Source organism: Lentzea sp. NBRC 105346 (genome assembly GCF_030269605.1).
In the GTDB taxonomy this organism is placed as follows: Bacteria; Actinomycetota; Actinomycetes; order Mycobacteriales; family Pseudonocardiaceae; genus Lentzea.
The window spans coordinates 1-24,690 of the sequence record NZ_BSTQ01000033.1 but is presented as its reverse complement, the minus strand read 5'-3'; the positions used below and the strand labels follow the sequence as shown (position 1 = coordinate 24,690).

The 24,690-nt window shown below is 69.5% G+C and carries 25 protein-coding genes; 16 read left to right on the top strand and 9 right to left on the bottom strand.

All coding sequences use genetic code 11. The features are described 5' to 3' along the window. Positions 1 to 158 precede the first annotated feature (158 nt). A complete protein-coding gene (locus QSK35_RS41495) occupies positions 159 to 1,631 on the top strand; it encodes a leucyl aminopeptidase (RefSeq protein ID WP_285753789.1) in 1,473 nt (490 codons plus the stop codon). Between the two features lie 132 nt (positions 1,632 to 1,763). Continuing rightward, positions 1,764 to 2,243 carry an OsmC family protein gene (locus QSK35_RS41490; protein WP_285753787.1) on the top strand — a complete coding sequence of 160 codons (480 nt, stop codon included), beginning with the start codon at positions 1,764 to 1,766 and terminating at the stop codon, positions 2,241 to 2,243. Here QSK35_RS41490 and QSK35_RS41485 read toward each other — a convergent pair. Then, positions 2,240 to 2,563 carry an oxidoreductase gene (locus tag QSK35_RS41485; protein WP_285753785.1) on the bottom strand — a complete coding sequence of 108 codons (324 nt, stop codon included), beginning with the start codon at positions 2,561 to 2,563 and terminating at the stop codon, positions 2,240 to 2,242. The genes QSK35_RS41490 and QSK35_RS41485 overlap by 4 nt on opposite strands. Positions 2,564 to 2,751: 188 nt before the next feature. Between QSK35_RS41485 and lpdA the strand changes: the two genes are divergently transcribed. The 6 genes from lpdA to QSK35_RS41455 all read left to right on the top strand — a co-directional run bounded on the left by lpdA (position 2,752) and on the right by QSK35_RS41455 (position 8,675). Next, on the top strand, positions 2,752 to 4,116 hold the full coding sequence (gene lpdA, locus QSK35_RS41480) for a dihydrolipoyl dehydrogenase (RefSeq protein WP_285753784.1): 1,365 nt from the start codon (positions 2,752 to 2,754) through the stop codon (positions 4,114 to 4,116). 50 nt (positions 4,117 to 4,166) lie between these two features. After that, positions 4,167 to 5,903, top strand: a complete 1,737-nt coding sequence (sucB, locus tag QSK35_RS41475) for a 2-oxoglutarate dehydrogenase, E2 component, dihydrolipoamide succinyltransferase (protein WP_285753782.1) — start codon at positions 4,167 to 4,169, stop codon at positions 5,901 to 5,903. A gap of 139 nt (positions 5,904 to 6,042) precedes the next feature. Beyond that, positions 6,043 to 6,930, top strand: a complete 888-nt coding sequence (locus QSK35_RS41470) for a TIGR01777 family oxidoreductase (protein ID WP_285753781.1) — start codon at positions 6,043 to 6,045, stop codon at positions 6,928 to 6,930. Further along, positions 6,927 to 7,505, top strand: coding sequence for a phosphatase PAP2 family protein (locus QSK35_RS41465; RefSeq protein ID WP_285753779.1), 579 nt, complete (start codon positions 6,927 to 6,929; stop codon positions 7,503 to 7,505). Before QSK35_RS41470 ends, QSK35_RS41465 begins: the two co-directional genes overlap by 4 nt. Beyond that, on the top strand, positions 7,462 to 8,190 hold the full coding sequence (gene lipB / locus QSK35_RS41460) for a lipoyl(octanoyl) transferase LipB (protein WP_285753778.1): 729 nt from the start codon (positions 7,462 to 7,464) through the stop codon (positions 8,188 to 8,190). The genes QSK35_RS41465 and lipB overlap by 44 nt, the downstream gene beginning before the upstream one ends. Further along, positions 8,190 to 8,675 (top strand): hypothetical protein, encoded by a 486-nt coding sequence (locus QSK35_RS41455; RefSeq protein ID WP_285753777.1) that lies wholly within the window; start codon positions 8,190 to 8,192, stop codon positions 8,673 to 8,675. Before lipB ends, QSK35_RS41455 begins: the two co-directional genes overlap by 1 nt. Here QSK35_RS41455 and QSK35_RS41450 read toward each other — a convergent pair. Together QSK35_RS41450 and QSK35_RS41445 are read right to left on the bottom strand one after the other, a co-directional pair. Continuing rightward, on the bottom strand, positions 8,659 to 9,591 hold the full coding sequence (locus tag QSK35_RS41450) for an LLM class F420-dependent oxidoreductase (protein WP_285753775.1): 933 nt from the start codon (positions 9,589 to 9,591) through the stop codon (positions 8,659 to 8,661). The genes QSK35_RS41455 and QSK35_RS41450 overlap by 17 nt on opposite strands. Positions 9,592 to 9,606: 15 nt before the next feature. After that, positions 9,607 to 10,392, bottom strand: a complete 786-nt coding sequence (locus QSK35_RS41445) for an AfsR/SARP family transcriptional regulator (RefSeq protein WP_285753774.1) — start codon at positions 10,390 to 10,392, stop codon at positions 9,607 to 9,609. Positions 10,393 to 10,625: 233 nt separating this feature from the next. Here QSK35_RS41445 and QSK35_RS41440 point away from each other — a divergent pair, with 233 nt between their 5' ends. From QSK35_RS41440 to QSK35_RS41425, 4 genes are read left to right on the top strand one after another with little or no spacing between them, the layout of a single operon-like run. Beyond that, on the top strand, positions 10,626 to 10,778 hold the full coding sequence (locus QSK35_RS41440; RefSeq protein ID WP_285753773.1) for a hypothetical protein: 153 nt from the start codon (positions 10,626 to 10,628) through the stop codon (positions 10,776 to 10,778). Positions 10,779 to 10,801: 23 nt separating this feature from the next. Beyond that, on the top strand, positions 10,802 to 13,030 hold the full coding sequence (locus QSK35_RS41435) for a TOMM precursor leader peptide-binding protein (protein ID WP_285753772.1): 2,229 nt from the start codon (positions 10,802 to 10,804) through the stop codon (positions 13,028 to 13,030). A gap of 44 nt (positions 13,031 to 13,074) precedes the next feature. Beyond that, positions 13,075 to 13,743 carry a hypothetical protein gene (locus QSK35_RS41430; RefSeq protein ID WP_285753770.1) on the top strand — a complete coding sequence of 223 codons (669 nt, stop codon included), beginning with the start codon at positions 13,075 to 13,077 and terminating at the stop codon, positions 13,741 to 13,743. A 37-nt stretch (positions 13,744 to 13,780) separates the two neighbouring features. Next, entirely contained in the window at positions 13,781 to 16,066 is a 2,286-nt protein-coding gene (locus tag QSK35_RS41425) for a sensor histidine kinase (protein ID WP_285753768.1), read from the top strand. A 71-nt stretch (positions 16,067 to 16,137) separates the two neighbouring features. Here QSK35_RS41425 and QSK35_RS41420 read toward each other — a convergent pair whose 3' ends face one another. Together QSK35_RS41420 and QSK35_RS41415 are read right to left on the bottom strand one after the other, a co-directional pair. Continuing rightward, positions 16,138 to 16,743, bottom strand: a complete 606-nt coding sequence (locus QSK35_RS41420) for a response regulator transcription factor (RefSeq protein WP_285753766.1) — start codon at positions 16,741 to 16,743, stop codon at positions 16,138 to 16,140. Positions 16,744 to 16,786: 43 nt separating this feature from the next. Further along, the gene (locus QSK35_RS41415) at positions 16,787 to 17,569 is read right to left on the bottom strand and encodes an AfsR/SARP family transcriptional regulator (RefSeq protein ID WP_285753764.1); all 783 of its coding nucleotides are present in this window, start codon (positions 17,567 to 17,569) and stop codon (positions 16,787 to 16,789) included. Positions 17,570 to 17,951: 382 nt separating this feature from the next. On the opposite strand from QSK35_RS41415, the gene QSK35_RS41410 reads away from it, so the two are divergent. Further along, positions 17,952 to 18,896, top strand: a complete 945-nt coding sequence (locus QSK35_RS41410) for a sensor histidine kinase (RefSeq protein ID WP_285753763.1) — start codon at positions 17,952 to 17,954, stop codon at positions 18,894 to 18,896. Here QSK35_RS41410 and QSK35_RS41405 read toward each other — a convergent pair. After that, positions 18,893 to 19,498 (bottom strand): response regulator transcription factor, encoded by a 606-nt coding sequence (locus tag QSK35_RS41405; RefSeq protein WP_285753761.1) that lies wholly within the window; start codon positions 19,496 to 19,498, stop codon positions 18,893 to 18,895. The genes QSK35_RS41410 and QSK35_RS41405 overlap by 4 nt on opposite strands. A 131-nt stretch (positions 19,499 to 19,629) precedes the next feature. After that, complete coding sequence (locus QSK35_RS41400; RefSeq protein WP_285753760.1) at positions 19,630 to 20,232, bottom strand: TetR/AcrR family transcriptional regulator; 603 nt, start codon at positions 20,230 to 20,232, stop codon at positions 19,630 to 19,632. Between the two features lie 100 nt (positions 20,233 to 20,332). On the opposite strand from QSK35_RS41400, the gene QSK35_RS41395 reads away from it, so the two are divergent. Genes QSK35_RS41395 through lipA form a run of 3 tightly spaced genes read left to right on the top strand, consistent with a single transcriptional unit; the run spans position 20,333 to position 22,595 of the window. Then, positions 20,333 to 20,638: a hypothetical protein gene (locus QSK35_RS41395; protein WP_285753758.1), complete on the top strand. Its 306-nt coding sequence runs from the start codon at positions 20,333 to 20,335 to the stop codon at positions 20,636 to 20,638. A gap of 27 nt (positions 20,639 to 20,665) precedes the next feature. Further along, a complete protein-coding gene (locus QSK35_RS41390) occupies positions 20,666 to 21,556 on the top strand; it encodes an oxidoreductase (RefSeq protein WP_285753757.1) in 891 nt (296 codons plus the stop codon). Positions 21,557 to 21,593: 37 nt separating this feature from the next. Next, entirely contained in the window at positions 21,594 to 22,595 is a 1,002-nt protein-coding gene (lipA, locus tag QSK35_RS41385) for a lipoyl synthase (RefSeq protein ID WP_285753756.1), read from the top strand. Here the strand turns inward: lipA and QSK35_RS41380 are convergent. Together QSK35_RS41380 and QSK35_RS41375 are read right to left on the bottom strand one after the other, a co-directional pair. Further along, a complete protein-coding gene (locus tag QSK35_RS41380) occupies positions 22,570 to 23,601 on the bottom strand; it encodes a saccharopine dehydrogenase family protein (protein ID WP_285753755.1) in 1,032 nt (343 codons plus the stop codon). The genes lipA and QSK35_RS41380 overlap by 26 nt on opposite strands. A gap of 10 nt (positions 23,602 to 23,611) precedes the next feature. Then, positions 23,612 to 23,905 (bottom strand): hypothetical protein, encoded by a 294-nt coding sequence (locus QSK35_RS41375; RefSeq protein ID WP_285753754.1) that lies wholly within the window; start codon positions 23,903 to 23,905, stop codon positions 23,612 to 23,614. Between the last annotated feature and the right edge of the window lie 785 nt (positions 23,906 to 24,690).

Sequence of the window (24,690 nt, the reverse complement as noted above, 5' to 3'; positions counted from 1 at the left end):
AACCACCCGGTCGGTTGATGCCGTACCCGGTTGTCTCGCTACGCGCTGCGACGAAGTTGGGCCGGTCGAGTCGGCCCTCGGCACTGGCGGTGACGGCCGACCTTTAGCATGGTTCACGATTTCGTGGACCCGACCCTGCGCACAACCTGGAGCAGCACGTGACAGCCCCGAAGCTGGCCCTCACTGAAGGTGACCTGAGCAGCATCACCGCGGACGCCGTCGTCGTGGGCACGCTGCAGGGTCCGGACGGACTGGCGCTGGCGCCCGGCGCCGAGGCGGTGGACGCGGCGTTCGACGGCACGCTCGTCGAGACGCTGCGCACGCTCGGCGCGTCCGGCAAGGACGGCGAGCTGGTGAAGGTGCCGACGTTCGGCAAGCTCGCCACGCCGGTCGTGCTCGCCGCCGGCCTGGGCAAGGAGGCAGGCGAGGAGCAGGTGCGCCGCGCCTCCGGTGTCGCCGCGCGTGCGCTGGGCGGCAAGAAGAAGGCCGTCACGACGCTCGCGTCGGTGCACCTCGGCGCGGCCGTCGAGGGCACGCTGCTCGGTGCGTACGGCTTCACCGAGTACAAGTCGGACAAGGGCGACGGCCCGGTCGCGAAGGTCGACCTGCACGCGCCGGTCTCCAAGGAGGCCCGCGCGACGGTGAAGGCGTCGACCGCGATCGCCGAGTCCGTGATCATCGCCCGCGACTTCATCAACACCCCGCCGAACGACCTGTACCCCGGCTCGTTCGCCGACCGCGCCGCCAAGCTCGCCACCGACGCGGGCCTCGACGTCGAGGTGCTCGACGAGAAGCAGCTGCGCAAGAAGGGCTACGGCGGCATCCTCGGTGTCGGCGGCGGCTCGGCGCGCCAGCCGCGCCTGGTGCGCATCGCCTACAAGGGCGCCAAGGCGACCAAGAAGGTCGCCCTGATCGGCAAGGGCATCACGTTCGACACCGGCGGCATCTCGATCAAGCCGGCCGCGGGCATGGACGAGATGTCGTCCGACATGTCCGGCGCCGCGGCGATCGTCGCGACCATGGTCCTGGCGGCGAAGCTGAAGTACCCGCTGGAGATCATCGCGACCGTCCCGATGGCGGAGAACATGCCGTCCGGCGACGCCTACCGCCCCGGCGACGTGCTGACCATGTACGGCGGCAAGACCGTCGAGGTGCTCAACACCGACGCCGAGGGCCGGCTGATCCTGGCCGACGCCATCGTGCGCGCGGGCGAGGACAACCCCGACTACCTGATCGAGACCTCGACGCTGACCGGCGCCCAGGTCGTGTCGCTCGGCAAGCGCACCGCGGGTGTCATGGGCTCCGACTCGTTCCGCGACCGCGTCGCGGCGCTGGGCCGCGCGGTCGGCGAGAGCGCGTGGGCCATGCCGCTGCCCGAGGAGCTGCGCGCGGACCTCGACTCGCGGCTCGCCGACCTGGCGAACGTCACCGGGCACCGGTGGGGCGGCATGCTCGCGGCGGGCATCTTCCTGCGCGAGTTCATCGCCGACGGCGTTGAGTGGGCGCACATCGACGTCGCCGGTCCGGCTTACCACTCGGGTGGCGCCTACGGGTACACGGCGAAGGGCGGCACCGGCGTTCCGGTGCGGACCATCGCGGCCGTGCTGGCGGACATCGCGGCGAACGGCTGAGTGGAAGTGCCGTGAAGGGCACCCTCAGGACGTCTGGTGTCCTGAGGGTGCCCTTCACGGCACCAGTGTCGAACTTCTCACTGTGGCTGTTCGTGTCTGTGCAACGAACGTCTCGCGAGAGAGGATCGGCCCATGGGGACGCACCACTACGAAGTCGATCTCGTGTGGACCGGCAACACCGGCCGCGGCACCGCGGGCTACCGCGACTTCGAACGCGCCCACGAGGTCCGGGTCGTCGGCAAGCCGGTGATCCTGGGTTCGTCGGACCCGTCATTCCGCGGTGACCGCTCGCGGTACAACCCGGAGGAGCTGCTGGTCGCGTCACTGTCGCAGTGCCACATGCTGTGGTACCTGCACCTGGCCAGCGTGAACGGCGTCGTCGTGATCGACTACCGGGATCACGCCATCGGGCTGATGACCGAGCACGCGGACGGCAGCGGCCGGTTCACCGAGGTGACGCTGAACCCGCGCGTGACGGTCGCGGACCCGCAGACCGAGGACACCGCGCAGGCCTTGCACGAGAAGGCGCACGCGATGTGCTTCATCGCGGCGAGCGTGAACTTCCCGGTGCGCCACGACCCCGTGACGGTCAGCACCGGAAGGGTGCGCTAGCTCCCGTTCGCTTTCCGGCGCGCCGTGTACTCGCGCATGCGCTTGGGGTAGCCGACGATGCCCGCGTCGTAGCACGGGATCCCGAGCTTCTTGGCCAGCCGGCGCGCGCCCTCGGTGCCGTCGATGCGACGCCGCGTCCACTCGCCGTCATGCGCGACCAGCACCACAGTGGTCTCGGTCACCGTCGTCCGGGGTTCCACATAGGCCTCGACGCCACGCCGGGTCGCGGCCCACTGCTCCAGGTGACCGGTGTCCTGTGAGGACGCGGTACGCAGCACGCCGGGGCGTGACTTCCTGCGGAAACGATCGAACAGCCCCACCGGGCACCTCCTGCGGTTTTCTCACTCCATGGTGCCAGGACTCCCTGTGTTGAGTCCGTGAATTGATCTCATCGAGACGGGCTCAGGGGCCGTGTCGTCACGTCGGGGCAAGTAGTGACAAGATGGCCGGTGTCTCGCGCGCACCCGCGCGGAGAGAAGTATCCCGAGGAGATCCCCGAGGAGACCCAGTGACCGACAACTCCGCCGACCTCGTGATCCTTGGCGGCGGCTCCGGCGGGTATGCCTGCGCGTTCCGCGCGGCCGAGCTCGGACTGTCCGTCGTGCTGGTCGAGAAGGACAAGCTGGGCGGCACCTGCCTGCACCGCGGCTGCATCCCGACCAAGGCGCTGCTGCACGCGGCGGAGGTCGCGGACAACGCTCGCGAAGGCGACCAGTTCGGTGTGAAGAGCTCGCTCGAGGGCATCGACATCGCCGGGGTCAACTCGTACAAGGACGGCGTGATCAGCCGGCTCTACAAGGGCCTGCAGGGTCTCGCGAAGGCGAACAAGGTCACGCTCGTCGAGGGTGAGGGCAAGTTCGTCGCGCCCAACGCGGTCGAGGTCAACGGCCAGCGCTACGTCGGCAAGAACGTCGTGCTCGCCACCGGTTCGTACGCCAAGAGCCTCCCCGGCCTGGAGATCGGCGGCCGGGTCATCACCAGCGACCAGGCGCTGACGCTGGACTTCATCCCGGAGAAGGTCGTCGTCCTCGGCGGCGGCGTCATCGGTGTGGAGTTCGCCAGCGTGTGGCAGTCGTTCGGTGCGGACGTCACGATCGTCGAGGCGCTGCCCCGGCTGGTCCCGGCCGAGGACGAGTACGCGTCCAAGCAGCTCGAGCGCGCGTTCCGGCGCCGTGGCATCAAGTTCAAGACCGGTGTGAAGTTCTCCGGCGCGAAGCAGGACGACAACGGCGTGCAGGTCACGCTGGAGAACGGCGACGTGCTCGACGCCGACCTGCTGCTCGTCGCCGTCGGCCGTGGTCCTAACGGCGCGGACTTCGAGGCCGCCGGTGTCACGGTCGACCGCGGGTTCGTCATCACCGACGAGCGCCTGCGCACCAACCTTCCGAACGTGTTCGCCGTCGGCGACATCGTGCCCGGACTGCAGCTCGCGCACCGCGGGTTCCAGCAGGGCATCTTCGTCGCCGAGGAGATCGCGGGCCTGCAGCCGAAGGTCATCGACGAGGCCGGCATCCCGCGCGTGACGTACTGCAAGCCCGAGGTCGCCTCCGTCGGTCTCACCGAGGCCGCGGCCAAGGAGAAGTACGGCTCCGCCGAGGTCTTCGTCTACGACCTCGCGGGCAACGGCAAGTCCCAGATCCTCAAGACCGCCGGTGGCGTGAAGCTGGTCAAGGCGCCGGACGGTCCGGTCGTCGGCGTAACCATGGTCGGCGAGCGCGTCGGCGAGCTGATCGGCGAGGCTCAGCTGATCTACAGCTGGGAGGCTTACCCGGAGGACGTCGCCCCCCTCATCCACGCCCACCCGACCCAGACAGAAGCCCTCGGCGAGGCGTTCCTCGCCCTGGCCGGCAAGCCGCTGCACGTGCACGGCTGACCGTTCCCGATCAAGTCAGCCACACGAGAGCACGAGGAGTCAGCGAAACAATGGCCTTCTCCGTCCAGATGCCCGCACTTGGGGAGAGCGTCACCGAGGGCACGGTCACCCGGTGGTTGAAGCAGGAAGGCGACCGGGTGGAGGTGGACGAGCCGTTGCTCGAGGTGTCCACCGACAAGGTCGACACCGAGATCCCGTCGCCCGCGGCCGGCGTTCTGCAGAAGATCGTCGCGCAGGAGGACGACACCGTCGAGGTCGGCGGCGAGCTCGCCGTGATCGGTGACGGCGACGACTCGGCTTCGTCCGCCCCCGCGCCGCAGCAGGAAGAAGCGCCCCAGCAGCAGGAGGCTCCCCAGCAGGAGGCTCCTCAGCAGGAGACGCCTTCCGCGGCACCGTCCGAGGCTCCCGCCCCCGCGCCCGCCTCGTCGGGTCAGCAGGGCTCGGGCGAGGGCACGCCGGTCGTGATGCCCGCGCTCGGCGAGTCCGTCACCGAGGGCACCGTCACGCGGTGGCTGAAGCAGGTCGGCGACAGCGTCGAGGTCGACGAGCCGCTGCTCGAGGTCTCGACCGACAAGGTCGACACCGAGATCCCGTCCCCGGTCGCCGGCACGCTGCTGTCGATCACCGCGGGTGAGGACGAGACCGTCGAGGTCGGCGGCCAGCTCGCCGTCATCGGCTCCGGTGCTCCGGCGCAGGCGTCCGCCCCGGCTCCCGCTCCGCAGCCCGAGGCCCCCAAGCAGGAGGCCCCGAAGCAGGAGGCCCCGGCCCCCGCTCCGGCCGCTGCTCCGGCGCCCGCCCCGCAGGCGGCTCCGGCTCCGGCCGCCGAGAAGGGCGAGGACGCGAACGGCCAGCCGTACGTGACGCCGCTCGTGCGCAAGCTCGCGCAGGAGAACGGCATCGACCTGAACGCGCTGAAGGGCACCGGCGTCGGTGGCCGCATCCGCAAGCAGGACGTGCTCGCCGCCGTCGAGGCCAAGAAGGCCCCGGCTCCGGCACCGGCCGCCGCTGCTCCGGCTGCGCCCGCCGCCCGCACCTCGGCCCCGGCGGCCGTGGACAACAGCGGCAAGCGCGGCACCGTGCAGAAGCTCCCGCGCCTGCGTCAGATCGTCGCGCAACGCACGCGTGAGTCGCTGCAGATGTCGGCCCAGCTCACCCAGGTGTTCGAGGTGGACGTCACCAAGATCGCCCGGCTGCGCAACCAGGCCAAGAAGGCGTTCGAGGCCCGCGAGGGCGCCAAGCTGACGTTCCTGCCGTTCTTCGCGAAGGCGGCCGTCGAGGCGCTCAAGCAGCACCCGGTGCTCAACGCGTCGATCGACGAGGAGCGCAAGGAAGTCACCTACCACGGTGCCGAGCACCTCGGTCTGGCGATCGACACCGAGCGCGGCCTGCTCAACGCCGTCATCCACAACTCCGGCGACCTCAACCTGGCCGGCCTGGCGCACAAGATCGGCGACCTCGCCGCGCGCGCCCGGTCGAACAAGCTGACCCCGGACGAGCTGACCGGCGGCACGTTCTCGCTGACGAACCTGGGCAGCAACGGCGCCCTGTTCGACACGCCGATCATCCAGCAGCCGCAGGTCGGCATCCTGGGCGTCGGCGTCGTGAAGAAGCGTCCGGTCGTCATCACCGACGAGGCGGGCGACGACACCATCGCGATCCGCTCGATGATGTACCTCGCGCTGACCTACGACCACCGGCTCGTGGACGGTGCGGACGCGGGTCGCTTCCTCACGACGGTGAAGAACCGCCTGGAGGAAGGCGCGTTCGAGGCCGACCTCGGCCTCTAGTTTTCGGTCACGCGGGAGCCCCGCGATGCATGTCATGCATCGCGGGGCTCCCGCGTGACGTGTGCCGGGGCGGTTCAGGTGGCGTTCAGCACACGGGTGCTGGCTGGCACGCGGTTCCTGGGTGGGAGACGATCAACGTATGCGGGTTGTCATCGCGGGATCGTCCGGACTGATCGGCAGCAGCCTGGTGGCGGCGTTGCGCGCCGAACGCTATGAGGTGCTCCGGCTGGTGCGCCGCAAGCCCGCCGCCCCCGACGAACGCGGCTGGGACCCGTACGCGGGGCGCATCGACGAAGGCGCGCTCGATGACGTGCAGGCCGTCATCAACCTGTGTGGCGCGGGAATCGCGGACAAGCGGTGGGACGACGCGCGCAAGCAGGTGTTGCGGGACAGCCGGGTGGTGCCGACCGAGGTCCTCTCCCAAGCCGTGGTCGAGCACAACGTGCCCGTGCTGGTGAACTCGAGTGGCGCCCATTTCTACGGCGACACCGGCACTACGGTCGCGGACGAGAGTGCGCCCGGTGGAAGCACCTTCATGTCGCGCATCACCCAGGCCTGGGAGGCGGCGACCCAGGCGGCCGAAGAGGGTGGCGTGCGGGTCGTGAAGCTGCGGACGTCCGTCGTCATCTCGCCGTCCGGCGGCATCTGGGGCAGGCTGCGGCCGATCTTCTCCTCCTTCCTCGGCGGACGACTCGGCAGCGGCGAGCAGTTCTTCCCGTGGGTGTCGCTGGACGACACGATCGCGGCCTACCGGTTCGTCATCGAGCACGACAACATCAGCGGACCGGTCAACCTCGCCGGGCCGGAGCCGGTGACGAACGCCGAGTTCACCAAGGCGGCGGGGCAGGCGCTGAACCGGCCCACGCCGTGGGTGGTACCCGCGTTCGTACTGCGAACGGTGCTCGGCGAGATGGCCGACGACCTGGTGCTCACCGGACCGGGACTGACGCCGAAAGTGCTGGAGAGCAACGGGTTCCACTTCCAGCATCCGACGATCGCGGCCGCGCTCAACGCCGCGGTGACATGACCCGTGTCGTCGGCGCGGTCCTGGTGATCTCGTGGATTCTCATGGGATTGCCGGAGGTCACCGCGCTCGACATCTGGATCAACCAGCACACGCCGCGTCCGCTGTGGCTTGTCAACGCGTCGTACTTCTGGGGCTTCGTGTTCGGGCCCGTGCTCGGCGCGGCGTTCGGCGTCGGGCTGACCGCACTCGCGGCGGTCAAGCGAGACCCGCGGCTGTGGAAGGGACTGGTCCTCTTCGCGCTGTGCTGGGCCACGCTGCTGAGCAGGTACCTGTTCCGGCGGGTGCGACCGGTCGAGTACCCGCAGTGGGCCTACCCCAGCGGGCACACCGTGGCGGTCGCCGCGGTCGCGTTCACACTGGTCGTGCTGACGAATCGATGGGTGATCCCCGCCACGATCGCCGTCGCGGTCACGGCCGCGAGCCGATTGGTCCTGGAACGGCACTGGTTCACGGACGTCATGGGGTCGGTACTGGGTGTGGCAGGCGTCGGGCTGCTCGCCGCGCTCGCGTTGGGGTTGGTAACGTCGGGACGTGACGTCGTGCCGCATTTCCGCAGATCCCGTCGAAGTCCGTGAGCTCGGCGAGATCGAGTACATGGCCGCCTGGGACCTGCAGAAGCAGCTCGCCGAACAGCGCGCCGACAACCAGAGCGGCGACACCCTCCTGCTGCTGGAACACCCGCCCGTCTACACGTGCGGCCGCCGCACGCTCCCGGAGGAGCGGCCCGTCGACAGCACGACGCCGGTCATCGACGTCGACCGCGGCGGCAAGATCACGTGGCACGGGCCGGGGCAGCTCGTCGGGTACCCGATCGTCGGGCTGACCGAGCCGATGGACGTCGTCGACTACGTGCGGCGCATCGAGCAGGGCCTCATCCACGTGTGCGACCAGCTCGGTGTGCACACGGGTCGGGTCGACGGGCGCAGCGGCGTGTGGCTGCCCGCCGACGACCGGGGACCCGAGCGCAAGATCGCGGCGATCGGCATCCGGGTGCAGCGCGGCGTGACGATGCACGGCTTCGAGATCAACTGCAACGCCTCGCTCGACGGGTTCGGCCACATCATCCCGTGTGGCATCAAGGACGCGGGCGTCGCCTCGCTGTCCATCGAACTGGGCCGGGAAGTGACCGTGGCCGAGGTGCTGCCGCTCGCGCGCGACGCGGTGCTGGCGGCACTGGACGGAACGTTGGAGCTGACCGACCGCTACCTTGCTCGCTCTGGCCCAGTCGCTCCGGGTATCACCTTCGCTAGCATGCCGTAGTGCTTCTCTCCCGGCGTCAACTCTTAGCCGCCGTCGGCATCACCGTGATCGCCGCTCCCGCGGTCGCGCACGCCTCGCCACCGGCTCTGACCGGCGAGGTCAGCCTCGGCGACTGGGAGCGCTACTACCTCGGCCTCGACGGTGGCGCCCACCAACGGGCCCTCAAGGCCCTCGGCATCGCCCACCGCGACGGCGTCCGCGCGGACGAACCACACCGCCTCGTGCCCATCAAGGACGTCGCGCGCGCTGTAGTCGACCACGGCGACCACGCGGCCGCCGACTACCTGCGTGACCGGCTGAAGCTGGACACGCCCTCGATGCTCCGCGAAGGCCTCAAGGTGATCCACGGCGAGGACCGGCTCGAGGAGCGCTACCTGCGGGACCCGATCCTGCAGTTGCGCACGATCGGACATTTCCCGAGGTTCCGGGGGCACACCCTGACGCTCCCCGAGTCGGTCGTCAAAACCGTCAAAGCTTCGGCATGACCTCCGACGCGATGTCGGTGATGTGGTCGAGGTCGGACAGGTCCAGCACCTGCAGGTAGAGCCGCGCGATGCCGGTGCGCTCGCGCCACAGCGACGCGCGCTCGATGACCTCGTCCGGCGTGCCCGCGAGCCCGTTCTGCTTCAGCTCACCGACCTCGCGCCCGATGGCCTCCGCGCGCCGGGCCACGTCGGCGTCGGTGCGGCCGACGCACGCGACCAGCGCGACGGACCGGACGATCTCCGCCGGGTCGCGGCCCACCGAACGAGCCGCCTCGGCGACGCGTTCGAACTGCGTCTCGGCCGTCTCGATCGACTGGAACGGCAGGTTGAACTCGTTGGCGTAGCGGGCCGCGAGCGCGGGGGTGCGCTTGGCGCCGACGCCACCGATCAGTACCGGCGGGCGCGGCGACTGGGCCGGCTTGGGCAGCGCGGGCGAGTCGGTGAGCTCGTAGTGCTTGCCGCAGAAGGAGAACGTCTTGTCGGCCGGGGTCTCCCACAGGCCGGTGATGATCGCGAGCTGCTCCTCGTAGCGTTCGAACCGCTCCCCCACCGCCGGGAACGGGATGCCGTACGCCTTGTGCTCGTCCTCGTACCAGCCCGCGCCGAAGCCGAACTCGACGCGGCCGCCGGACATCTGGTCCACCTGGGCGACGCTGATCGCGAGCGGGCCGGGGTACCGGAACGTCGCCGCGGTCATCAGCGTGCCGAGCCGGATGGTCGACGTGTCCCGGGCCAGGCCCGCGAACGTGATCCACGGGTCGGTCGGTCCGGGCAGCCCGGACACCGACCCCATCTTCAGGTAGTGGTCGGAGCGGAAGAACGCGCCGTAGCCCGCGTCCTCCGCGGTGCGCGCGACGCGCAGCAGGTCGTCATAGCTGGCCCCCTGCTGGGGCTCGGTGAAGATCCTCAGTTCCACAGAACACGAATCTAGTCACGCCAGCAGCTGCCGCAATTCCCGGCTCTCCGCGCGGTCGAGCGAGGCGTCCGCGGTGAGCACCGCGCGGTGCAGCTCGCGCAGCCGTGGCGACGGCTCGACGCCCAGTTCCTCGACCAGCGTCTGCCGCAGCGACTTGAACGCGTCCAGCGCCTGCCACTGCCGTCCCGACCGGAACAGCGCGATCATGTAGTGGGCGCACAGGTTCTCGTTCATCGGGTGCCGCGCGGTCAGCACGGCCAGCTCGCTGAGCAGCGCGTGGTGGCGGCCGATGCGCATCTCGGCGTCGATGCGGCTCTCCACGACGCTCAGCCGGCTCTCCTCCAGCCGCGTCGTCTCGATGCTCAGCACCTCACCGACCGGCGTGTCGACCAGCGCCGGGCCGAGCCACACCACGAGGGCGTTGGTCAGCAGCCGGGCCGCGGACTCGTGGTCGCCCGCCTCCTGCGCGCGGGTGCCGGCGGAGGCCAGGCGTTCGAACTCGTACACGTCGACGTCCTCGGGCGCCACGTCGAGGAGATAGCCGCCGAACCGCGTGACCAGCACGTCGCTCGCGTTCTCCCCGAGGCCTCTGCGCAGCTGCATGATGTAGGTCTGCAACGTGGTCCGCGCGCTGCGCGGCGGGCGGTCGCCCCACAGCTCCTCGATCAGCGTCGTCACCGGGACGACCTGGCGGGCGCGCAACGCGAGCAGGGCGAAGATCTGCCGCGGTTTCGCCGCCGTGGGCAGCACCGAGCGCCCGTTCTGCGTGGCCTCCAACGGACCCAGGATCTTGATCTGCATCGCGGGCTCCCTCCCCTGGATGGTGCACAAAAAGATGTGCACCGCAGTCCATCGCACGGAGGGGGCCGAGCGGCAGTGCCGCTACCACCAGTTCGGCGTGAAGTCACCCCGTGCGGGGGTGTGAGAACTTCATATTCCGGCGCGTTAACGCGTAACTACCGAGGCCATCTCCCCGGAACACAGAATCGCTGCCAGCACTTCCAGATGAGACGCCGACCCAAGGGGAGACACCGATGTTCAGCACGCAGATCACCGCCGAGGACACCGAACTGGTCATCCACGAGTTCGACTCCGGCGCGGCAGGCGACCTCGACCTGATGGCCTTCACGGTCCATTGCGGCGGCCCGGTGATCATCGGCCACAACAGCACATCCGCCGCGGCCTGACCACGCCGAGGCGAGGTCAGCCCATGTCCAGCGGTGCCGGAAGAATCGGCTTCAAGCGCCATCTGAGACCGGAGATCGTGCCGGGAGAGGCGGTCTACCTGTTCTCGGACAGCGGGGTGACGGCCCTGCAAGGCCCTCATGTCGAACTGCTTGCCTCACTGCTGGACGGAACGAGGGACCTCTCGGCCCTGCTGAGGGACCTGCCCGAGGACGTGTCCGCCGACCAGGCGGGCCGCCTGCTCAACCGGCTGGGTGCCGCCGGGCTCATCGGCACCCGCACCGTCGAAGATCCGGACGACCCGGCGGCGCTCGCCTACTGGGACGCCGCCGGTCTGGACGCCTCCGCCGCCATCGGCGCCACGCGGTGTGCCCGCGTGCGCGTCATGGGTGTCGGCGGGGCGCCGACCGAACCCCTGCTCACCGCGCTCCACCACGCCGAGCTGGAGGTCGCGGTCGACGGCGACGTGGCTGATCTTTCAGTCGTCGTCTGCTCCGACTACCTCGCTCCCGAACTGCACGACATCGACGCCGAACACCGCCGCACGGGCACGCCGTGGCTGCTGGTGAAGCCGACCGGCACCCAGGTGTGGGTCGGCCCGTTCTTCACGCCCGGCGAGGGCGCCTGCTGGCATTGCCTCGCCACCCGGCTCAGGCACAACCGTCCCGCCGAGGCCCACGTGCAGGCCGTGCGCGGCCGGCTCGGTCCCGCGGCCCGGCCCCCGGTCGGGCTGCCGCCGGTCGCGGCCACCGCGTGCGAGATCGCGGCGCTGGAGACCACGAAATGGCTCGCCGGTCACCGCAACCCCGGCCAGCGCGACATCTGGGCGTTCGACAGCCTGGAGCTCAAGGCCACCCGCCACGCCGTGCGCACGCTCCCGCAGTGCCACGCGTGCGGTGACCCGGACCTGGTGCGCGAGCGGGCCTCGCGGCCGGTCCGGTTCACGTCGCGCTTCAAGAAGTCCGGCCACCGTGCCGCGACTCCGCAGGACATGCTCGACCGCTACGGACACCTGGTGAGCCCGGTTTCCGGAGTGGTGAAGGAGATCCGCCGCGACGACCGCGGTCCGGCGTTCTTCAACTCCTACCGCTCCGGCACGAACGTCGCCGCCGGCACCGGCCTCGACGGCCTGCGCTCGACGCTGCGCTGCGAGAACGGTGGCAAGGGCGTCACGCCGCTGCACGCCGAGGTCGGCGCGCTGTGCGAGGCCGTCGAACGCTACAGCGGCACGTACCAGGGCGACGAGGCCCGCGTGCGCGGCAGCTTCCGTTCAATCGGCGACGACGCCGTGCATCCGGACACGTTCCAGCTCTACCACCCGCGCCAGTTCGAGACCCGGACGTGGTGGAACGCCGAGCACTCGCCGTTCCAGCACGTGCCGGAGCCGTTCGACGAACACGCCGTGCTCGACTGGACCCCGGTGTGGTCGGTCACCCACGGCCACCACCGGCTGATGCCGACCGCGTCGCTGTACTACGGCGCGCCCTCGCCCGCGTCGATCACCGCGAACTCCAACGGGTGCGCGGCCGGCGCGAGCATCGAGGACGCCGTGCTGCAAGGGCTGCTCGAAGTGATCGAACGGGACGCGGTCGCGTTGTGGTGGTACCACCGCACGCCCATGCCCGCGGTCGACCTGGACGCGCTGCACGACCCGTTCGTCGACGAACTGCGCGAGGTGTACGCCGGCCTGGGACGCGAGGTGTGGGTGCTCGACCTGACCGCCGACCTCGCGGTGCCCGCCATGGCGGCGATCTCCCGCAACGTCGCCGGTCCACGGGAGGACATCGTGTTCGGTTTCGGCGCACATCTCGACCCGCGGGCCGCGGTGCGCCGCGCGCTCACCGAGCTGAACCAGGTCATGCCGCCGGTACTGGACATCCGGGAGAACTCGTGGCACGCCATGGACGTCGACCTCCGCCGCTGGCTGCTGCACGCCACCACGGAGAACCAGCCCTACCTGCTGCCCGACCAGAACGCTCGAGCCGAGGAGCACGTTTACTTGCCACAGAAGGATTTGCGCGACGACGTGGAAACGTTGCGGGCACGAGTGGAGAACGCCGGACTGGAACTGCTCGTCCTCGACCAGACCAGACCCGATACCGGAATCCCGGTGGTGAAGGTGATCGTGCCGGGGATGCGGCACTTCTGGTCAAGGCTCGCTCCAGGACGGCTCTACGACGTCCCGCTAAGCCTGGGACGGGTGGAGCGACCTGTCGCGCTGGAAGAACTCAACCCGGTCCCGATGTTCCTGTGACCGGCATGGATCTCGCGCGGCCCGGGCAGAGCTGGAGTAGTGCCGTGACCTCACACATCCCCTTCGGGCGACCGCTGTTCTCGTTGCTGGAGGACACGTTGATCAGCTCACGCGAGGGGCGGCTCACGGTGCACGGCAGATGGGGCGCGATCGAGCTGGGCGACAGCGGCAAGCTGGTGCGGGAAGCGTTGCACCGCATGGGTTTGGGCCCGGTGTCGCTGGAGAACATCCCGGTGCTGCACGACGACTTCACGCTGTGGAAGCAGACGGGCCGCCTGGGGCCGCATTGGCTACGGCTGCGGCGCACGCTCGACGAACTGGGTGGCTGCATGGTGCCGTCGCTCGGGCTGCACGACGGCGCGGGGCCGATCCTGTCCCTGGTCGCGGTGGCCGGTGACGCGATCTTCCGCTGCCCCCATGTGGGTGACTCTGAACCGATGAACCTCAAGCCGGGGACGGCGATCGAGGACATCGACGGTGACCAGGTGCTGACGTGTCCGGGGCTGGCCTACACGGCCGTGCTGCACCGGCCGCCCGCCACCGCGATCGCGAAGTCTCTCTTGGACGGTGAGACGACGATCGCCGAGGTCGGAACCGGTACGGAGACCGGATCCGAGGTCGTGTCGGATGTCATCGCGTATCTGACCGGCGCTGGTTTCATCCTCACTGACAGGACTGGGAAAACCGACAGGACCTCGACAGGCCGCCGGTAGCATGGCGAGGTCCCGGACTCTTCGCATGGGAGCGGTTGTGGCAGGACGCCTCGACTCCGTGTTGTGGCCGGAGAGCGACGGCCAGGGCCGAGCGGCTGGGCTCGCTCCCCGGCTCGCGCTCCTCGTCGTCACCGTGGTGTTCGCCGGCTTCGCCGTGAACGCCTTCCAGTACGTATACGCCGACGACCCCTCGCCCACGCACTGGGTGCCCGCGGCGGCGAGCCTGGCGCTGATGATGGTGCTGCAGCTGGGATTCTTCAGCCGGCCGGGCGCGGACGTGAGCGGTCCGCGCGGCTACGCGGCACTGCTCACGCAGGGCCTGCTCACGTTCGTGCCGATGGCCTTCTACCACGAGGCGTGGACCGGCATGCCCGGCTTCCTCGCGGGCGACGCGCTGCTGGTGCTGCGGCCCGCGGCCGCCGGGTGGGCGGCGTTCGCGGGCATCGCCGCGGTCGCCGGGTTCATCCAGTACAACCTCACCGGCACCGGCCTCGAGGTCGGCTACATCGCGAACCTGACGATGACGTTCGGGCTGGTCGTGTACGGGTTGTCGCGGCTGCGGCTGCTGGTGCGCGAGCTGGAGGACGCGCGCTCCGAGCTGGCCGGCCTGGCCGTGGCACGGGAACGGCTGCGGTTCGCGCGCGACCTGCACGACCTGCTCGGGTTCAGCCTCTCGGCCGTCACGCTCAAGACCGAGCTCACGCACCGGCTCGTCCCGGCACAGCCCGACCGCGCGAAGCAGGAGCTCGACGAGATCCTCGGCATCTCCCGGCAGGCGCTGTCCGACGTGCGGGCCGTCGCCTCCTCGTACCGGGAGCTCTCGCTCGACGACGAGCTCGCCTCGGCGCGATCGGTGCTGACGGCCGCCGAGGTCGCCGTGGAGGTGCGGGCGACGCCCGGCGACCTGGCGCCGCGGGTGCGTACCGTGCTCGCCACCGTGCTGCGTGAGGGCGTCACGAACCTGTTGCGGCACAGCAAGGCCGAGAACTGCGCGATCACCGTGTCACGCACCGGCTCCGACGTGTCCATCGAGATCGTCAACGACGGTGTGCGCGCGGACGTGGAATCACACGGCCCCGGCAACGGCCTGGGCAACCTCACCCAGCGCGTCAAGGCGCTCGGCGGGTCGCTCACCGCACAGGTCGACGACGACACCTACCGGCTTTTCGCGACGATCCCGTTGTCCGGCACGGAGAGCACGGACCCGGACGTGAAGCGGGTCGTGCGCGGGCCGGAGATGGCGCCACGGCTGGGTTTCGTCATCGCCGCGGCCGTCTTCACCGGGTACGCGGTCAGCTCGATCATCCTCGTGTTCGCGCGGCACCTGCCGCTCACCGCGCAGGTCGTGGGCATCTCGTGCGTCGTCGCGAGCTGGGCGTTGATGCTCGGGTTCTTCAGCCGGCCCAGCGCCGCCGTGCGCTCGCGCCTCGGCTACACGCTGCTGGGCGCGCAGGCCGTGATCACGTACCTGCCGGTGCTGCTGTTCGAGAACCCGTTCCTCGGCATGACGGGGTTCCTCGCCGGTGCGTCGCTGCTGGTGCTGCCGCCGCGCCTGGGCATCCCGGTGTTCCTCGCCGTGATGCTGACGGGCAGCGCCGCGCACTGGGCGTTCAGCGGCAACACCATCAACATCGTGTACGGCTCGCTGGTCACCATCAACCAGGGTCTGGTCGCGTTCGGCCTGTCGCGCCTGCGTTCCATGGTGCAGAAGCTGCACGACGCGCGGAGCGAGCTGGCGCACGCCGCCGTCACGCGGGAGCGCCTGCGGTTCGCACGCGACCTGCACGACCTGCTCGGCTACAGCTTGTCCGCGATCACCCTGAAGAGCGAGCTTACAACCCGGCTCGTGGCGCGCGATCCCGAACGGGCGCAACAGGAACTGTCCGGCATCCTGGACATCTCCCGGCAGGCGCTGGCGGACGTCCGCGCGGTCGCCTCGTCGTACCGCGAGATGTCGCTGGACGAGGAAACCGTGTCCGCGCGAGCACTTCTGGCCGCCGCGAACATCAACGTCACGCTGCGCCTCGACCCGTGCGAGCTGCCGCAGGACGTGCGCACCACACTGGCCACCGTGCTGCGCGAGGGCGTCACGAACCTGTTGCGGCACAGCAAGGCCTCGAACTGCGAGATCACGCTGTCGCGGCAGGAGGATCGGCTCACCATGGCCATCGTGAACGACGGCGTGCTGCCCGGGGTGTCGCGCAACGGGGGCGGCAGCGGGATCCACAACCTCACCGCCAGGGTCAGCGACGTGGGCGGCCGCCTCGAAGCCCACACCATCGACGACACCTACCGTCTACAAGCGACGATCCCCCTGGCGTGAGGTGGTGCCGTTAAGGCCACCTTTACTGCGTTGGACGCAGTAAAGGTGGCCTTAACGGCACTATGTAAGGCTTAGAGCCAACCGGCGTCGGAGGCGATGCGGATCGCGTCCACGCGGTTGCGCGCGTCCAGTTTGGCCACGACGGCCGTGAGGTAGTTGCGGACCGTCCCCGCGGACAGCGACAACACCTTGGCGATCTCGGGCGCGTCGGTACCGTTGGCGGCCAGGCGCAGCACTTCGAGCTCGCGCTCGGTCAACGGGCATTCGCCGCGGTCCCACGCGGCGAGGGCCAGCTGACTGTCCACAACGCGACGACCGGCGGCGACGTCGCGGATGGCGGCGGCCAGTTTCGCGGGCGGGGCGTCCTTGAGAATGAAGCCGTCCACTCCCGCGGCGAGCGCGCGGCGCAGCGTGCCGGGGCGGGCCAGGCTGGTCAGCATCAGGGTGCGCACACCGGGCAGGGTGGCGCGGATCGTGGTGGCGGCACTGAGTCCGTCGAGGACCGGAAGGTCGATGTCGATCACGGCGACGTCGGGCTCGTGCTCCTGCACCATCGAGACGATCTGGTCGCCGGAGTCGACTTCGGCGACGACTTCGATATCGGGTTCGAGATCGAGCAGAGCCACCAGTGCGCCACGGACCATATGCATGTCCTCCGCGAGCAACACCCTGATCATCTCTGCCGTCCCCTCCACCCAGTTCGCACACACTACCCACTGACTACCCGGCGAGTTGTGGAACCGGGGTGAGACTCGGGTCGGCCGTCAGGATCGCCTGGTGCAACCGGCGCAGCCGTTCCGACGGGGCGAGTCCGAGCTCCTCGACGATGCGGTCGTGCAACGTCCGGTAGGCCTCCAGCGCGCGGGACTGCCTGCCGGACCGGTAGAGCGCCAGCATGTGCTGCGCGCAGAAGTTCTCGTGCAACGGGTGCTGCGCGGTCAGTAACGCCAGCTCTCCCAGCAACTTCTGGTGCCGGCCCAGGCGGAGATCGGCGTCCATCTGGGCCTCCAGCACGCCGAGCCGGCTCTCCTCCAGCCTGGTGACCTCCATGCCCAGCCGCAGGCCGATGCGCACGTCGGCGAGCACCGGTCCGCGCCACACCTGCAAAGCCGATCGCAGCAGGCGGGAAGCCCTTTCCAACTCGCCGGCCTCGAGGGCGCGCTGCCCCTGCGCGGCCAGCCTCTCGTACTCCACGACGTCCACCCGGCCGGTACCGATCTCCAGCAGGTAGCCGCCGTAGCGGGTGACGAGGACGTCCTTCGCCGCGTCGGCGCCCGCGGCCTCGATGCGGCGGCGCACCTGCAGCACGTAGGTCTGCAACGTGGTGAGCGCGCTGCGCGGCGGCGCCATGCCCCACAGTTCCTCGATCAACGCCGGGACCGTGACGACGTGCCCCGCGTGCAGGCCGAGCAGCGCGAGAACCTGGCGCGGCTTGCTCGCGGTCGGCGTGATGGACACGCCGTTGTCGTGCGCCTCCAGCGGTCCAAGCACCTTGATGTCCACGGCAACTCTCCCTACGGCGGCGGTGTTTCCTGCACCCACAAGTGCAACCGAGACCCCCTTCGCATCGCCACGTACCGGCCCACGAGTCGATGATGAAACTTTCACATGCCGCTGCGTGACAGTTCGGATGCGGTTAGTGATGAGGCCTTCTTGATACCGGCCGTTCGCCCTAATTTTCTTCGCCGGAGAACCCTTGACATTGCCGTATTATTCGCGGGCGGCGCTCGTCTGCGTGCGGGGGTTGAAAATGGCAGCAGTATTGGCGATGCCACCGGCTTCGCGGACTACCCGAACGATCCTCGTGATAGTCGGCGGGCTGTCTTCGATTGAACTCGCGCACGCCCTCCTGCTGCACCAGGGAATCACCCGTTCAGCGGTGGTCGTGGCCGTCATTGGTGCGTTGTGCGCCATTCAGTTGTCCTATTTCAGCCGACGTCCGGCTCCGCTGACGGGCTATACCGCGCTGGCCGTTCAGGCCGCGCTGCTGGCGGTGCCACCGATGCTGTTCGGCCACACGTGGGTCGCGGTGACCGGTTTCCTCGCGGGCAACACGTTGCTCGTGCTGCCGAAAGTCGCCGGGTGGATCGCGTTCGCGGCCGTCGCGCTCGCGGCGGCGCTGGGACACGGCGCCACCGAGGCCGCGCTGATCTTCGTCACGACCGTGCTGGCGGGTTTCGTCGTGCACGGGCTGCCGTGGCTGGCCGCGCTGGCGGTGAAGATCGAGCAGGCCTGCTCCGACGTGGCCCGCGACGCCGTCGCGGAGGAACGCGTGCGGGTGTCACGGGACCTGCACGACCTGCTCGGGTACGGCCTGTCGGCGATCAAGCTGAAGAGCGAGCTGACCCACCGGCTGCTGCCGGACAACCCCGAGCTGGCGCGGGAGACGCTGCGCGAGATCGTCGACATCACCCGGCACACGCTGGTCGACGTGCGGTCGGTCGCGCTGGGCTATCGGCTGATGTCGGTGCAGGAGTCGTTCTCCTCGGCGCAGGCCGTGCTGGCCTCGGCCAACGTGGCCGTGCGGATGGACCTCGACCACGGCGACATCCCCGAGCCGGTGGCCACGGTGCTGTCGACCGTGCTGCGGGAGAGCGTCACGAACGTGCTGCGGCACAGCAAGGCCGAGCAGTGCGACATTTCGCTGCGGCAGAGCGGGAACGTCGTGGTGCTCGACATCGTCAACGACGGCGCGGGCCAGGAGGAGGGACGGAGCTCGGGCAGCGGCGTGCGGAACATGACCGAGCGGGTCCAGGAGATCGGCGGGCTGTTCAGCTCACGCCTCGACGGCGACCGGTTCCACCTGCACGCGTCGATTCCGGTGGCCTAGAGCCAACCCGCCTTGCGCGCGATCCGCACCGCGTCGACACGGTTACGCGCCTCGAGCTTCATGGTGACCGTCGTCAGGTAGTTGCGGATCGTGCCGACCGACAGGAAGAGCGATCCGGCGATCTCGGTGGCGTCGGCGCCGTCCGCGGCGAGCCGGAGAACCTCCAGCTCACGGGCTGTCAGCGGGCACTCGTCGCCGTCCCACGCGGTGAGCGCGAGCTGCGAGTCGATCACCCGGCGGCCGACCGCGACGCCGCGGATCGCGTCCGCGAGCTGGTTGATCGGGGCGTCCTTGAGGATGAACCCGTTGACGCGGGCGGTGAGCGCGCGGCGCAGCGTGCCGGGCCGGCCGAGGCTGGTGAGAATCAGCGTGCGCGTCGCGGGGGCCACCTCGTGGATCTGGGCGGCCGCGGAAAGGCCGTCCATTCCCGGCAGGTCGATGTCGAGCACCGCCACATCGGGTTTGTTCTGCTCGACCGCGGGAAGAATTTCGTCGCCGTTGGCGACCGACGCGACAACCTGCATGTCCGGCTCGAGATCCAGCAGTGCGACGAGTGCGCCGCGGACCATTTGCACGTCCTCGGCCAGCAACACCCTGATCATCGAGCCCCCTACGAGTCAGCTCAAAGTACTGAGTCTTACATTCGGTGACATGCGGTGCCAAGAAATTGGCCCGGAAGTCGCAGGCGCTGCGCCGAACGCCCCAACCGCTCTGTATATCTGTAATTGAACGGCTACCGGCCGTCACCCCGGCGAAGCCCTTCCACGACTCGCACGATCGCGCGTTCCACTTCACGGCTCACCTTCTTCGGGTCCGGCGAGCTCGCGATCGTGCTCGCACCCGCCGACAACGACCCGAACAACAGCCGGGTGGTGATCTCCACCGGAAGGTCCTCGTCGATTTCCCCGGCGTCGCACAACATCTGGATGGCGGTGCGCAGCAATCCGAAGCTGTAGTGCTCCTCGGCCTCACGCCAGCGTTCCCAGCCCATCACGACCGGCGCCTCGTGGATCACGATCCGCTGGTACGACGGCTCCAGGCATTCGCGCACGTACGCGCGCAGGCCGGTGATCGCGGTCTCCCACGGGTCGCCGGGCGCGGTGACGATCTTCGACAGGCGGGCGAGCATCGCGGTCTCGACGGCCTCGAACGCCGCCTCGAAGAGGGCCTGCTTGCCGTTGAAGTGGTGGTACAGCGCGCCTTTCGTGACGCGGGCCCGTTTGACGACCTCGTCCAGCGACGTGCCCGCGTAGCCGCGCTTGGTGAACAGCTCGATGGCGTTGTCCACCAGCGCCTGGCGCGTGGCCTCGGAGTACTCCAGGCGCCTTGACCGCATTGTCACCACGGCCACAAAGGTACTTTACATACTGACGGTACGTACCCGTGGTATGGTCGCTTACATACCGAGGGTATGGCAAAGACCGGGGGTATGAACCATGAGCTGGAGCGACTTCTACCGCAGACGTGACGCCATCGACGCCGTCCTGCACGACGCCCGCCACGACCCGTCCGCGCCGCTGATCGTCGACCCCGACGTCTTCGAGAGCCTGGACGAACTGCTGCTCGCGCTGCGGCACCGCTGGAACCAGCGCCTCGACGGGCGGGTCGCCGTCGAACTGATCGACACCGACGACGACTACGAGACCGTGGTGGCGCGCGTCACCCGAAGGCTGTCCGTCGAGGACCCGACGCTGCGCGCAGTGCTGGACGCGCACGTGACCGAACTGGCACGTAGCGCCTGAGCACTACCGAACGGTAGGTATTACGGCATGGCCAAGTGGACCGAAGCGGACATCCCCGACCAGACCGGCCGCACCGTGCTCGTCACCGGCGCGAACTCCGGGCTCGGCCTGCGCACCGCACAGGTACTGGCCGCGAAGGGCGCCCGCGTGCTGATCGGCTGTCGTTCCACCGAGCGCGCCCAGCAGGCGTTGGACTTGATCCAAGGTGACGCGTCGGCGCTGGAGCTGGACCTGGCCGATCTCGCCTCGGTCCGCGAGGCCGCGTCGTCGGTGCCCGAACTCGACGTGCTGATCAACAACGCGGGCATCATGGCGGTGCCCTATGGAACGACGAAGGACGGGTTCGAGCGCCAGTTCGGCACGAACCACCTGGGGCACGCCGCGCTGACGTGGCTGCTGATGCCCGCCCTGCGCAAGCGTCCCGGCTCGCGGGTGGTCACCGTGTCGAGCCTCATGCACAGCAGTGGCCGCATCGACTTCGACGACCCGAACTGGGAACGCCGCCGCTACAGCCCGGCCGGGGCGTACGCCCAGTCGAAGCTGGCCAACATCCTGTTCGCGCGCGAGCTGGACCGCCGGTCGACCGACGTCACGTCGATCGCCGCGCACCCCGGCGTCGCCGCGACGGACCTGACCAACAACATGGCCGACGCGCACCGCAGCTCGATCCTCAAGATCGGCGGCCGGCTCAGCCACCTGTTCTCGCAGCCGGTCGAGAAGGGCGCGCTCTCGCAGCTGTACGCGGCCACGTCGCTGGACGCGCGCGGCGGCGAGTACTACGGCCCCGGCGGCTTCCAGGGCGCGTTCGGGTACCCGGCGGTGGCGAGGGTGGCGGCTCAAGGGCGCGACGATCTCGCCGCGAGCAGGCTGTGGGACCTTACGGCGAAGTTGACGGGCGTCACACCAGACCCCGCGTGACGCCGGACACGCCGAGGTCAACGCGTACGCTGGGCAGGTGACTGTGGTGCCGGAGGGTCGGAAGCTGCTGCGTCTCGAGGTTCGCAACAGCCAGACGCCGATCGAGAAGAAGCCCTCGTGGATCAAGACCCGCGCCAAGATGGGTCCGGAGTACCGGGAGCTCAAGGGTCTGGTCAAGCGCGAGGGCCTGCACACGGTGTGTGAAGAGGCCGGCTGTCCCAACATCTACGAGTGCTGGGAAGACCGCGAGGCCACGTTCCTCATCGGCGGCGAGCAGTGCACGCGCCGCTGCGACTTCTGCCAGATCGACACCGGCAAGCCGGCCGACCTGGACCGCGACGAGCCGCGCCGCGTGGCGGAGTCCGTCCAGGCGATGGGCCTGCGGTACTCGACGGTCACCGGTGTCGCCCGCGACGACCTTGAAGACGGTGGCGCGTGGCTGTACGCCGAGACCGTCCGGCAGATCCACGCGATGAACCCCGGCACGGGTGTCGAGCTGCTGATCCCGGACTTCAACGCGGTCCCTGAGCAGCTTGCCGAGGTGTTCGGCTCACGTCCCGAGGTGCTCGCGCACAACCTGGAGACCGTGCCGCGGATCTTCAAGCGCATCCGCCCGGCGTTCCGCTACGAGCGTTCCCTCGAAGTGATCACCGCGGCGCGTGAGGCCGGTCTGGTCACCAAGTCGAACCTGATCCTCGGCATGGGCGAGACGCCCGACGAGGTCACTGAGGCTCTGCAGGACCTGTACGACGCCGGGTGCGAGATCATCACGATCACCCAGTACCTGCGCCCGTCGCCGCGGCACCACCCGGTCGAGCGCTGGGTGAAGCCCGAGGAGTTCGTGGAGCACAAGGAGACCGCCGAGGGCATCGGCTTCTCCGGTGTCATGGCGGGCCCGCTGGTGCGCTCCTCGTACCGCGCCGGGCGGCTCTACGCGCAGGCGGTGCAGAAGCGCGGGCACGAGCTGCCCGAGAACCTGCTGCACCTCCTGCAGGAGAGCGCGTCCCAGGAGATCACTTCCCTGCTTTCACGGGGCTGACCTCCACACCGTCCAGCTCGCGCACGTAGTCAGCGCCGAACGCGCTGGACGGCGTGTGCGAGCCGGGCGGCACATCGCCGATCTTCTCGATCGCTTTCACGACCGAGTCCGCGGTCAGGCTGTAGGCGTTCGGTCCTTTGAGGGCGATGCTGACGCGCTTCTCCGCGTTCCAAGCCTCGCCGAACACCTGGCAGATGGTGTTCTTGCGCTTGTGCTCGTCCGGTCCGCCGATGAACCGCTCCACAACGGACTTCCCGAACTTCTGGAACAGCGGCGTGCCGAGGATCGGCGCGAAGATCGCCTGCAGCTGGCCGACCGCACCGGGGAACGCCGTGAACGTGGTGATGTTCGGAATTCCCGTGCTCCGGTAGGCCGTACTGACGTCACCCCACGGCATGGAGCCGACGCGCCGCGGCCCGGCCGGAAAGTCGGCGATGCGGGTGCGCTGCCCGATGCGTTCCGTTTTCAGCACCCCGTTCTCCCGCACCCGGCCGCCCGCCGACGCGGACTCCACAGTCGTCTTCGCGGTGCCCGCGCTAGCGCCACCCCCGACGAGGAACGCCAGATCGAGGTGCGTCGCGTCCGGCAGCGCTTCCTTGAGCATGGCCGCGACGCAGTCCGTTGGCACCACGTCGAACCCGGCTCCCGGCAACAGGACGACGTTGGCTTGCTTCGCGGCGTCGTCCTGCTTCGCGATCGCCTCGAAGACGTCGATCTCGCCGGTGATGTCGATGTAGTGGGTGCCCGTCTTGAGGCACGCGGCCACCATCGGCGCGGACGTGGCGGAGAACGGCCCGGCGCAGTGCGCGACCGCCTCGACGTCACTGAGAGGTTTTTCGGCATCGGTGAGGTCGAACGCCCGATACTCCAGCCCGAGGTCCTCGGCGAGCGGGGCGATCTTGGCCTCGGTGCGGCCCGCGAGGATCGGCCGATGCCCGCGCCGGACCGCGAGGTCGGCGATGAGTTGCCCGGTGTAACCGTTCGCGCCGTAGAGCATCCACGTCATACGGCGGACCTTACCGATGAGTAGACCTCCGGCGTACAACCGTCGCGCCCAACAGCAGCAGCACGCCGACGGAGGCGATCGGAGCAGCCCACACGAGCCGCCGCTCGCGCAGGGTGGCGCAGATGTCCACATAGGCGGGGCTCAGCGTGGACGCCGTGAGCCGGTCGAACCCGAGGCCGAGGCTGTTGCCGCACGGGATGATCGTGCCGTTCGGCGCCTCTATGCCGAGTGTCACCAGAAGGATCGCCACTCCGGCCAGAAAGAAGGCGAGACCGATGACGACGGTGACCGTGCGCGGTGACATGAGCAAAAGTTACGTCTCAAATGGACACCCGCATAGCCCTGGTCAGCGGCACTAGGGCTGCTCCCCTAAGCCCCTAACCGAAGGTTGGGGGCTGGGCGGGCGACCGGGCCGGACGTGACCACCCCCAGGGGTGGGTTGGGGCGGGAACGTACGGCTCGGGGTCGGGAAGGTACGGCTTGGGGGCCGGGAACGTACGACTCGCGCGCGTGGGGGCGGGGAGCGTTCGACTCGCGCGCGCCGGGGCGGGAACGTCAAGCTCGGGGTGCCGGAGCGTCAGACTCAGGGGGCCGGACGGTAAGACTCGCGCGGAGTCGGGATCCTGCGGAGCGGGGCCGCTGCGGAGGCCGGGATTGTCGGGGGCTGGCGCTACGGTCGGCTGGGGGTGTGTCGGCGCGCGAGGGTTGTGAGCTGCCCCCGTATCCAGGCTAGCGAGGGGGACCGACAGTTCCGGGATCGGCGACCGCGCCGAAGGTGGGCACGTACGGGACCGGCAGCCAAGCTGGCGACCACGCACGGGACCGGCGGCCAGGGGTGGCGACCACGCACGGGACCGGCGGCCAGGGGTGGCGACCACGCACGAGACCGCCACAAAAGCTGGCGACCACGCACGGGACCGGCAGCCAAGCTGGCGACCACGCACGGGACCGGCAGCCGAGGTGGCGACCACGCACCCAGAGTGGGGCGCGTCTGGTGGGCACGTACGAAACGCGATTGGGGCTTGACTTGGGGTGCGGCGTGGTAGCCCTTGTCGGGCCGGCAGATCTTGCATCTGCCGGCGGAGCCGG